General features: G+C 55.7%; 12 protein-coding genes. 4 read left to right on the forward strand and 8 right to left on the reverse strand.

All coding sequences use genetic code 11. The features are described from left to right. The 3 genes from B9A24_RS21335 to B9A24_RS21345 form a co-directional block, all read left to right on the forward strand. A partial coding sequence (locus tag B9A24_RS21335; protein ID WP_159452140.1) for a replication initiation protein occupies positions 1 to 911 on the forward strand: 911 nt, incomplete at its 5' end. A gap of 31 nt (positions 912 to 942) precedes the next feature. Further along, positions 943 to 1,167, forward strand: coding sequence for a hypothetical protein (locus tag B9A24_RS22500; protein ID WP_084448180.1), 225 nt, complete (start codon positions 943 to 945; stop codon positions 1,165 to 1,167). After that, positions 1,164 to 1,427 (forward strand): Txe/YoeB family addiction module toxin, encoded by a 264-nt coding sequence (locus tag B9A24_RS21345; RefSeq protein WP_084448183.1) that lies wholly within the window; start codon positions 1,164 to 1,166, stop codon positions 1,425 to 1,427. The genes B9A24_RS22500 and B9A24_RS21345 overlap by 4 nt, the downstream gene beginning before the upstream one ends. A gap of 75 nt (positions 1,428 to 1,502) precedes the next feature. Here the strand turns inward: B9A24_RS21345 and B9A24_RS21350 are convergent, their stop codons facing one another. From B9A24_RS21350 to B9A24_RS21370, 5 genes are all read right to left on the reverse strand, one after another. Beyond that, a complete protein-coding gene (locus B9A24_RS21350) occupies positions 1,503 to 1,838 on the reverse strand; it encodes a hypothetical protein (protein ID WP_084448185.1) in 336 nt (111 codons plus the stop codon). Between the two features lie 285 nt (positions 1,839 to 2,123). Next, on the reverse strand, positions 2,124 to 2,477 hold the full coding sequence (locus B9A24_RS21355; protein WP_084448187.1) for a helix-turn-helix domain-containing protein: 354 nt from the start codon (positions 2,475 to 2,477) through the stop codon (positions 2,124 to 2,126). A gap of 44 nt (positions 2,478 to 2,521) precedes the next feature. After that, complete coding sequence (locus B9A24_RS21890) at positions 2,522 to 2,647, reverse strand: type II toxin-antitoxin system HigB family toxin (protein ID WP_143435174.1); 126 nt, start codon at positions 2,645 to 2,647, stop codon at positions 2,522 to 2,524. Between the two features lie 697 nt (positions 2,648 to 3,344). After that, a complete protein-coding gene (locus tag B9A24_RS21365; RefSeq protein WP_159452141.1) occupies positions 3,345 to 3,848 on the reverse strand; it encodes a transposase in 504 nt (167 codons plus the stop codon). Positions 3,849 to 3,855: 7 nt separating this feature from the next. Next, a complete protein-coding gene (locus tag B9A24_RS21370) occupies positions 3,856 to 4,332 on the reverse strand; it encodes an IS110 family transposase (RefSeq protein ID WP_084448194.1) in 477 nt (158 codons plus the stop codon). A gap of 927 nt (positions 4,333 to 5,259) precedes the next feature. On the opposite strand from B9A24_RS21370, the gene B9A24_RS21895 reads away from it, so the two are divergent. Further along, positions 5,260 to 5,502, forward strand: coding sequence for a hypothetical protein (locus tag B9A24_RS21895; protein ID WP_143435175.1), 243 nt, complete (start codon positions 5,260 to 5,262; stop codon positions 5,500 to 5,502). 274 nt (positions 5,503 to 5,776) lie between these two features. On the opposite strand, the gene B9A24_RS21380 is transcribed toward B9A24_RS21895, so the two are convergent. The 3 genes from B9A24_RS21380 to B9A24_RS21390 all read right to left on the reverse strand — a co-directional run bounded on the left by B9A24_RS21380 (position 5,777) and on the right by B9A24_RS21390 (position 7,990). Then, positions 5,777 to 6,565, reverse strand: coding sequence for a toxin-antitoxin system YwqK family antitoxin (locus B9A24_RS21380; RefSeq protein ID WP_084448199.1), 789 nt, complete (start codon positions 6,563 to 6,565; stop codon positions 5,777 to 5,779). Between the two features lie 110 nt (positions 6,566 to 6,675). Next, positions 6,676 to 7,398 (reverse strand): MobV family relaxase, encoded by a 723-nt coding sequence (gene mobV / locus B9A24_RS21385; RefSeq protein WP_084448201.1) that lies wholly within the window; start codon positions 7,396 to 7,398, stop codon positions 6,676 to 6,678. A gap of 238 nt (positions 7,399 to 7,636) precedes the next feature. Then, positions 7,637 to 7,990 carry a hypothetical protein gene (locus B9A24_RS21390; RefSeq protein WP_084448203.1) on the reverse strand — a complete coding sequence of 118 codons (354 nt, stop codon included), beginning with the start codon at positions 7,988 to 7,990 and terminating at the stop codon, positions 7,637 to 7,639. Between the last annotated feature and the right edge of the window lie 625 nt (positions 7,991 to 8,615).

Raw genomic sequence — 8,615 nt, forward strand, 5'->3', positions numbered from 1 at the left:
AACTGCAGCTAGATCTATTCTTCTTCATCATCTCCAAGCTACGCAAGGATGAAAAGGACACCATATATAAATTGGATATCAAGGAGTTATCTAATTTGACAGGCAAGAGATATAATGGCGCTTACCTGCATAAAGCCACAGCTGATATGGGCTCACGCATGCTGGAAGTGGAAGACGCCAAAGAGTACCGGCAGATATGGATGTTTCAACAAATCCGCTATCTCAAGGGAGAAGGGATCATCGAGTTTGACTTAACCAAGTACGTTTTACCCTATCTATTTCAACTCAAAAACAATTTCACCAGCTATGAACTGGCGGCTGCGCTCCGCCTCACCAGCAAGTATGCTAAGCGTATTTATCAAATCTGTAGTCAGTGGAAAGACCTAGGAGAAACGAAGAAGTACGACCTACAAGATTTCAAAAAAATGCTCGGACTGCTTGATGAGAAGGGTAATGAAAAAATGGAGCGAATCAGCCAGTTGCGGGAAAAGGTGCTGGACGTAGCCGTAAAGCAAATCAATGAGCACACTGAACTGAATGTCAGCTATAAGCTAGAAAAGCGCGGGAAAACCTTCAAAAACATCACTTTCACGGTCAAACCGCAAGCTTTAGCGGAAACTATCCCGTTCGACTTGGAGCCAAGCATCGCTTCTCCGATAGGTCTAGCCCCGCACCAGGTGGAGAACGCCGGCCGCTTGCTCGCGCAGTTGAGCATCACCACGCCGGCGCTAGTGGCCACCATCCTGGCCAGCGCGGCGCACGTAGCGGCCTGTAATAAGTTCGCCCACGACCTGAAAACCGGCAAGCACGCCAAGGCGCATTCCCTCTCGGGGCTCCTGCTCACCATCCTGGGCCTGAAAAAGCCCACTAACGGCCCCCTGTTCGACGCAGCGACTACTAAGCAAGGCTAAGCCTGCCGGCTAATTCGTATCTTTACAGACCATGAAAATCACGCTCGAAGTACCCGACAGCCACGCTGGCTTCCTGCTGGAGCTCCTGCGCAACCTGCCTTTCGTCAAGTTGCGGGAGCAACCCGCCAAGACCGCTACCCCGGACGAAACCGCCCACCTGCTCTCCTCACCGGCTAATGCGGAACGCCTGTACGCCGCCCTAGAGCGCGACCGTCGGGGTGAGCGGGAAACCCACGCGCTGCCGGCCTCGATATGACCCTGAGCTGGGATACCGCGGCCTGGGAAGATTTTCAGTACTTGCTCGACACCGATAAGGCCATGGCCCGCAAGATTCGGGCGCTGCTCAAGGAGTGCCTGCGCACCCCCACTACGGGCACGGGCAAGCCCGAACCCCTCAAACACGACTTTGCCGGCTACTGGTCGCGCCGCATCAGCGGGGAGCACCGCCTGATTTACCGTTTTGACGCGACGGGAGTGTACGTGCTGCAATGCCGCTTTCACTACACCGCCAAGTAAGGCTCTGGGATAGGGAAGAAAGCCCGCAAATGGGCCGCTATTCGACGCGGCCACCAAAAAGTAGGGCTTACCCGTCTACTTGCCGAAAACGCGCTGCCAGAAGCTCTTTCGCGCGGGCTCGGCTAACCGGGAGGCAATGCCCTCGACCAGCTGCGTCAGCTGCTCCACTTGCACCTGCAGGTCGCGGGGGCTGGCCGGTAGCTGCGGGGCCTCCGCCTGGCGGAGTTCATCCTGGACAAAGGCCCGCACCTCGTCGTTGAAGTACTGCCCCATCGTCTTGTCGGCCCGCACCGCGGCCTTCTCCAGCAAGGCCCGCGTTTCGCGCTCCACCCCCCGGATGGACCAGGTCACGGCCGTGGTACTGACCGGCTTGGGCGGACGCTCCCCTGTAGTATCGGCTTTATTCCCCATAAGGGGCTCAGCGGTACGTGATTCACTGCCTGTCTTACTAGTACTGGTTTCGGTAAGACTGCTTTTAGGCGCTGTCTTACTTTTTTCTGATTTTGTAAGACCGATTTCAGGCGATGTCTTACTTTTTTCTGCCTTTGTAAGACTTGTTTCGGGGCTTGTCTTACTACTTGGGGCTTCTGTCAGACGGGTTTTGGGCGGCATAGCAGGATGTCTTACACGGTGTAAGACACATAGATACGCTTAAATGGGCTATCCAACTAGCGGCCTTCCCGACTGGCCGAACGGCTACGCCGTCAATTCCAGGACTTCGGCGGCCGGGATGCCTAGCTTCTGATACATGCGGCGCAGAAAGTCGACGTTGGCCGGGCGCCGGCCGCGCAGCACCTCGCTCAGGCGCGACTCGCCCACCTCCAGCAGCTGCGCCAATTGCTTTTGCTTGAGGCGGCGCTTGCACATCTCCACCTGCAGCCGGCCGGCCACGGTGGTCGGGGGGCCGGGATTGTGGCCGTTGGCCTCCTCGAAGGCGTGGATGGCGTCGCGCAGCACCAGCAGGCGGGCGTAGTGGGCTTCTTCGTCGGTGGCCAGCAGCCGGAATTCCTTCACCGCGGCTTTGTGCTCGGCTTCAGTAGTTAGCGTCACGGGTACGGTCTTGGAAGGTAAAACAAAAGGGAAAGAAAAGGCCCTCAGAGGTCTTGCAGCTGTTTTTTGCTCAGCTTGCTGTAATCGGCGTGGGTCAGGATGCGCCGGATATCGACGGTTTTGAGGGAAAACAACACCTGGGCCACCAGCCACCAGTGGCGACCGGTCATCGTTTACCAGCGGTAAAACCGGGAGCCATCGGGGGAAAGTGCAACCCGGCGCATGCGGGCGCACCTACACTGATTCCAAGACGAGTCCGAGAACATACTTTATGTTAAGAAAATATTCCCAGAAATGAGACACCTTGGCAGAAGGGCGTTTTCTGCCTTTTGTCTAACTTTCGTCTTTAGTAGAAAAACAAGCTATCCTCTTTCGTCCCGTGCTCAGCGTCTTCCAGCTACTGCTGTTCTGCTTTCAGGTAGCGAGCACCTTTGGAGTGCTACTGGTCTTGTACCTCGTGCTGGCCTTACTCGATTACCGCGGAGGCTTGGACAACTTGGTGGGCTTCACCATCTGGCAGCCGCTGCTAGGAGCAGCATTATGCTTGCTAACCATCCTCGGGTGCTTCCTGCTCGGACTACCGCTGCGCTTCTCCGCTAGGCTTCGCCTTTGGTGGCAACAGCATTGGTATCTCGCCCTGGGGGGAGCAGCCGTTGGTCTAGGGTTGCTCGTTCTTTCTTTGCTTCTAGGAGGAGACTCACCCCATCTGTTCTACGCGTTGAGCGGGTGGTTTCTGCTCGCCTTTTCCCTCTTACACCTGGTACCTCCACTCCACCTGCTCCCTCGCTGGATCCCATTCAGGAAATGAGTGCTTGCCGTAAAGCAGCTCGTAAATCATAGTTTACTTATCATGAACTGTGTTAAAAGTCAAGCCTTTAAGGCAAGTTTAGAAGTAAAATCAGCTTGGTAGGGCACGCCCGATTTGACGATAGCAAAGGCCTGCTTGAGCAGCTTGTTGCAGACGGCAATCAGGGCCAGCTTCTTGTTCTTGCCTTTGGCCACTAGGCGGTCGAAAAGCGCACTACAGGCCGCGTTCGTTTTCTTGGCCGCGAAGCTGCACATGAACAGTTTGCCCCGAATCAAGCCCCCGCCCATCTTGGTGATGCGCACTTTGCCGCGGATACTCGTCCCCGACGTGTGTTCCCGCGGGGAAAGGCCGGCCATGGCAATCAGTTGACGATAGTTATCCAGGTGCGTAAAGCCGCCGGCAAATAACAGCAGCATACCCGCCGTCTTGCGCCCAATGCCGGGAACAGAGCACAGCAGGGTCATCTGGGCCGCAAAGCGCTGTTCCAATAAAGCCAGCAATTCCACTTCCACGGCGGCTACTTGTTGCGTTAAGGCTTTCAAGGTCTGCTGCAGACGCTTCAAGGCCAGTTTAAATAAGCGGTTGCCGCTGCAGCGCTTCCAGGGCATTGCTCACCATGATTTTTTGCTTGAGCAACTGCTCCGTGACCTGCTCGAGCTGCCGGCATTCGACCAGCACGGTTTCCTCCGGTTGCCAGACTCTGACGGGTTGCTGCTGACCATAGCGCAACAGCCACTGGGCATCCTTGCGGTCGCTTTTGCCCTTGCTCAAGTGCATCTGGATGAAGCGCTTGATGACTAAGGGGTTGACTACCGCTACCTGCCCGCCCTGCTCGTGCAGATAGTAGGCCAAGGCTAGATTATAGGTGCCGGTGGCTTCCATCACAAACAGGCACTGGGTACCACAGCTCTTCATTAGCTGCTGGAAGCCGGCCTTCGAATTGCTGACCTCCAAGTGCTTTAGCTGCTGGTCCACCTGGTAGCAGACGGCCAGCGTAGCTTTGCTCACATCAATACCGACGACGGGAAAGGCTGATTGCGAATCCATAGGGGGCTAGGTTAGCGTGGACAAAAAGTAGAAAAAGGACTTCCAGGGAATCTTTTACTATCCTAATACAGGCTCGGCGGCCTCACGGAACTGTCCAAAGTAGCCCCAGAAAAGAGAAGGGATTGTCATGATAAACGAGCTCGTAATGGCCCCATAATGGATGAATCTTACTCCCCTCTTTTCCTTTTCAACAGCCGGTTCTACGGCGAGTAGGCGAACATAGGATAATTCGACTTATATGACGGTCAAAAGCCACCCGTGTCTTACCTTAGATAGGGTGTGCCAACGCCCGGTTTCGTTGATCGGGTACTACTTGGGGCATTCGCTCGTATCTTTCCCCCAGGGCCGGGAGCCGGCCGATGGCAAAAAGGTAAAAATATGCGCGTGGTTTTCATCGGAGCGATGCTTTCCCTGGGTCTCGGTACGGGTAGCCGAGCGCAGAACACCCCGTATCTAGGCCTTAATGGGCCGTTCACGACGGCGGCCGTGGTGCTGACGACGGGGCAGAGGCTCACCGGAACGCTCGACCTCTACTACGGCGCGGATGTCATCATCGTGCGTTCTGTCAACGACAGCACCTACACACTCTCGGCACAGCAGGTTCGCGCCTTTGCCGTCAAAGAGGCCCCTATCCAGCGTCCGGGGGATACCTACGTGGCCTTGGAGCGGGTTTTCTTGACCTTACCCACCCCTAGTAAAGTGCCCGCCACCAAGGAGGCCTGGCGCTTTTACGAACAACTCAGCCCAGGGCCCGTCCAGTTGTTGCGACGCGAGAATCTGAGGGACTGCAACCTGTTAATACCCCAATACTACGAGGGCACGAGTACGGGCAGAGAATACTACGAGGGCACGCGTAGGGTCAGAGCACACAGGAGGGCCACGTGCCGCTTCGTGTCGGTGTTTTATCTCTACCCGGTGAGGGGCGGCGTGGTCGAGTTACGCAAGCCCAAAGACGTGCTGAAACACTTTCCGCAGCACGCGCAGCAACTACGCACCTATGCCCGGCAGAATGGCCTGCAGTACGCCAATGCCCGGGAGTTGTCGTTACTCGTTAGCTACGCCAACACCCTCGGGGGAGACAACGCCCGACTCGACGGGCCCGAAGCGCGTGCCGGGGAGCACCCGGTGGGGGCACGGGCCCGTAGCAAGACCCAACGAGTGGAACCCTAGCCAGAAAAGGGCTGCCTAGCTGGCTAGGCAGCAATCGCGGAAAAGTCGCTTAACGTAATCGGAGTTATATGCGGGTTCTTGGAAAAAGACAGGAATAAGACTCTTGTTGACTTACTTAGCAGCGTGGTACTTTTCCGGGGACCGGGGGTGCCGGTTTGGGCGTTTACGAAGCTCATCTCCTCGGCCCGTTTCGTAAACTCTGAATCGTAGATGGGTTTCTTAAACTCCTCCAGCCCTGCAGCGGCCAGCTGTTAGGCGTTTACCGAAAGGAGGGTCATTTTTTGCCACGAGTGGTCTGCACCCAAAAGGATGTGCTAATCGGGATGGTCTGGTAAATCCAGATGGTATCGCTCCCCTTCCGGGACCAGAGGTTGCGCGCTTGAACTGTGACTGTGTGCCGGCCGGCAGCGGGGCGGCGGACGATGAACTGGGTGCGGGAATACACGCCTTTCGTGCTGTCCACCCCGGTTGTGGGGCGCAGCACTTCCACGTTCACCACGTTGGAAAGCCGGTTCCCCAATACCATTTCAAAGGTGTAATCCTGGCCTTCGGGCACCGTGTCGCGGTCCACTAGAAAGAAGGGGTAGGAGTAGGTGGTGTCAATTCGGCCATTTGGATGCCACGCCCCAAAGTCTATTCGCCGCCCTTTGCCGTCGTAGATAATCATCTGGCTCAATTCGCCATTGGGGTGATAAGAGCGCGTTGTGTCTGCGTAGACCTTTCCGTATCGGGTTGCGTTGTACTTGGGTTGGCCGGTCGGGTAATACCACTTCACCAGGCCGAAATTTTCTCCGTTTTTAAAGTATTCCGCTGACTTTAGCTGCCCGTTGGGGTAATACTCCCTTACCAGTCCGGTGACGCGGTTTTTATGAAAAGGCGAAATGCTTTTAAGCTGGCCACTTTTATAAAAGGATTTACGCTCCCCCTCCAACAACCCTTGCCCATCAAGTGGCGCCCGGTATTCCACCTCCCCCGTCGGGTAGTATCCGACCTTTTCGCGGGGACCGCAGGCGGATAGCAGCACGGTGGCCAGACCGAATAGAAGGCAAGGTAGTTTTCTCATAGCTCGCGCTTATAGTTTCCTGGGTTGTGTTGTGCCTATCAGGGCGCTTAGCAAAGTAAACCTACCCTAAAGCCTGTTTAGCGAAATGGTGATTTAAGCAAGGTTGGCCTTTATCTACCTATTCCACCTCCTCGGCTGTGCTGCTGCCCGGCCTGGTGGATGCGCTGCTGGGCCACCTGGCGCTGCGCCTCCTGCTCCAGCTGCGGGTTGAGCTCCTTCACCAGCCCGTAAAAGCGCTTTACCTCCTGGTGCTGAGCCTGGCTGCCCTCCACTCCGCGCTGCAGCCCCAACGGGGCCAGCTTCGCCGCAAAGCTGGTCTGCATGTCGCGCATCTTCTTTCGGTCGCCCAGCATCGCCCGGCAATTAAGCTTGCCGACCGCGTCGATGGGCACGACCGTGGCGTGGATGTGCGGGGTCTGCTCATCGAGGTGCAGCACGGCATTCACCACGTTCTCCGGCCCGTAGCGCTCGCTGAGCCACTCCATCGCCCGGGCCTGGAAGCCGGCCAGCTTGGCCCCGTCCTCGGGTGGATAGACCACTAGAGCGGGCTTGCCTGACTTACCGTTCTCCTTGCGAATATCCAAAAACTCGGGACTGAACGTCAGCAGGTGCTCCACCGCCAGCACGGCGTTGCTGCGCACCGTGCAGCCCACCTCGTCGAGGCGGGCCTGCACATCGGCCGCCAGGTCTTGGCTACCCACCAGCTGCACGTTGAGCGGGGTCAGCTCGGCGTCCGCGTTGGGCGTAGGCCGCAGCCGCTGCAGGTGCTCGTTGAGGGAATTGATATTGCCGGCACTCTTGAGTTTGGCCGTGCGCAGGATGGCATAGGGCATCGGGGCGATAGAGGAAAAGGGTGGTCAACATACCGGTAGCGGGTGCCGGGGACCACGGGGTAGAACGAGGTGCCCGCAGGGCCGAACAGACAATTTTAGGCAGCCGAAAGCGCAGCGCTTCGGCTGCCTAAAATTGTCTAGTGAGTACACAACGCTTGAACTTTACGCTTGCTTACGTTTGGCATTTACGCTTGTGCTTTATTTTTTACGCTTATAGTTTACGCTATCAGGGGCCTACCTACGCTACCGCCTTACGCTTAGTGCCTCCTGGGGGGACTGAATTAGCCTTCACAATGCGTTGTACTACCGAGTTGCCCCGTTCGTACTGCATCCGGTCAAGTAGCGTCCGTATCTGCTTCACTTGGTCCGGGGTAATCGTATCGCCGAGTTGGGGTAAGAGCCTACCCGCCTCCTCCCCCAAGAAGTCGATTTTGCGGGCCAGGTAGTACTCTTCGCCCTGGTACAACCACTGCCCTTCCTCGGACTTTTGAGCCTTATCCCACGCGCTTACCCGGCAGTTGGTGGAACAGAACCGGCCCCCTTTGCGGCGGGGGGTATACACGGTAGCGCAGTATTGGCAGGTAGTTGGCATACAGGTAAGATACTATTTCTTTTTCTCCTACGGGCATCTAGTGCAACGGGGTTACACTGGGAGCACCGGCTGCTCGGGGCTTCTTCCCCCACGGCCCCAGGGGCGAAGGTATTCCTGAGTGCAAGAGGGTACATAAGTCCATCTACTTCACTCATATACCATTGATTACCAATTATATACAATTTACAAAATGCGCGCAAGTCACTGGCTTCTAGAACGTTGCTGTTTTTTGCTTTCTGCTTTCCGACTGGAGTTATCCACAACTCTTGAAAGCTTTTTCCTCGCGCGAATCACAACTTGTGATATTTGTATTATTTGTTCTATTTGAGGGGCTTGTAACTAATTGATTATAAGCATATTACAGACACTTCAAACCACCTTTCGTGTAGTAAAAACCACCTTTCGTGTAGTAAAAACCACCTTTCGTGTAGTAAAAACCACCTTTCGTGTATCTATCGACCACCTTTGGTGTGTTTGTGACCACCTTTAAAAACCACTTTTGTTTTAGATGGTGGTTTTAAGGGTTATAATTGCAGCTGAATCAGCTAACTACTTATCCAGATGAACCAAGAACTAGAAATCCGCCAGCATAATGCCCTAACTAATGCCCGCTATGAATACACAG

It is taken from the genome of Hymenobacter roseosalivarius DSM 11622, from assembly GCF_900176135.1.
Lineage (GTDB): Bacteria > Bacteroidota > Bacteroidia > Cytophagales > Hymenobacteraceae > Hymenobacter > Hymenobacter roseosalivarius.

Coding starts and splice junctions, on each gene's coding strand:
- B9A24_RS22500 (WP_084448180.1), top strand. CDS start 943: ATGAAAATCACGCTCGAAGTACCCGACAGCCACGCTGGCTTCCTGCTG.
- B9A24_RS21345 (WP_084448183.1), top strand. CDS start 1,164: ATGACCCTGAGCTGGGATACCGCGGCCTGGGAAGATTTTCAGTACTTG.
- B9A24_RS21350 (WP_084448185.1), bottom strand. CDS start 1,838: ATGGGGAATAAAGCCGATACTACAGGGGAGCGTCCGCCCAAGCCGGTC.
- B9A24_RS21890 (WP_143435174.1), bottom strand. CDS start 2,647: ATGACCGGTCGCCACTGGTGGCTGGTGGCCCAGGTGTTGTTTTCCCTC.
- B9A24_RS21370 (WP_084448194.1), bottom strand. CDS start 4,332: ATGGATTCGCAATCAGCCTTTCCCGTCGTCGGTATTGATGTGAGCAAA.
- B9A24_RS21380 (WP_084448199.1), bottom strand. CDS start 6,565: ATGAGAAAACTACCTTGCCTTCTATTCGGTCTGGCCACCGTGCTGCTA.
- mobV (WP_084448201.1), bottom strand. CDS start 7,398: ATGCCCTATGCCATCCTGCGCACGGCCAAACTCAAGAGTGCCGGCAAT.
- B9A24_RS21390 (WP_084448203.1), bottom strand. CDS start 7,990: ATGCCAACTACCTGCCAATACTGCGCTACCGTGTATACCCCCCGCCGC.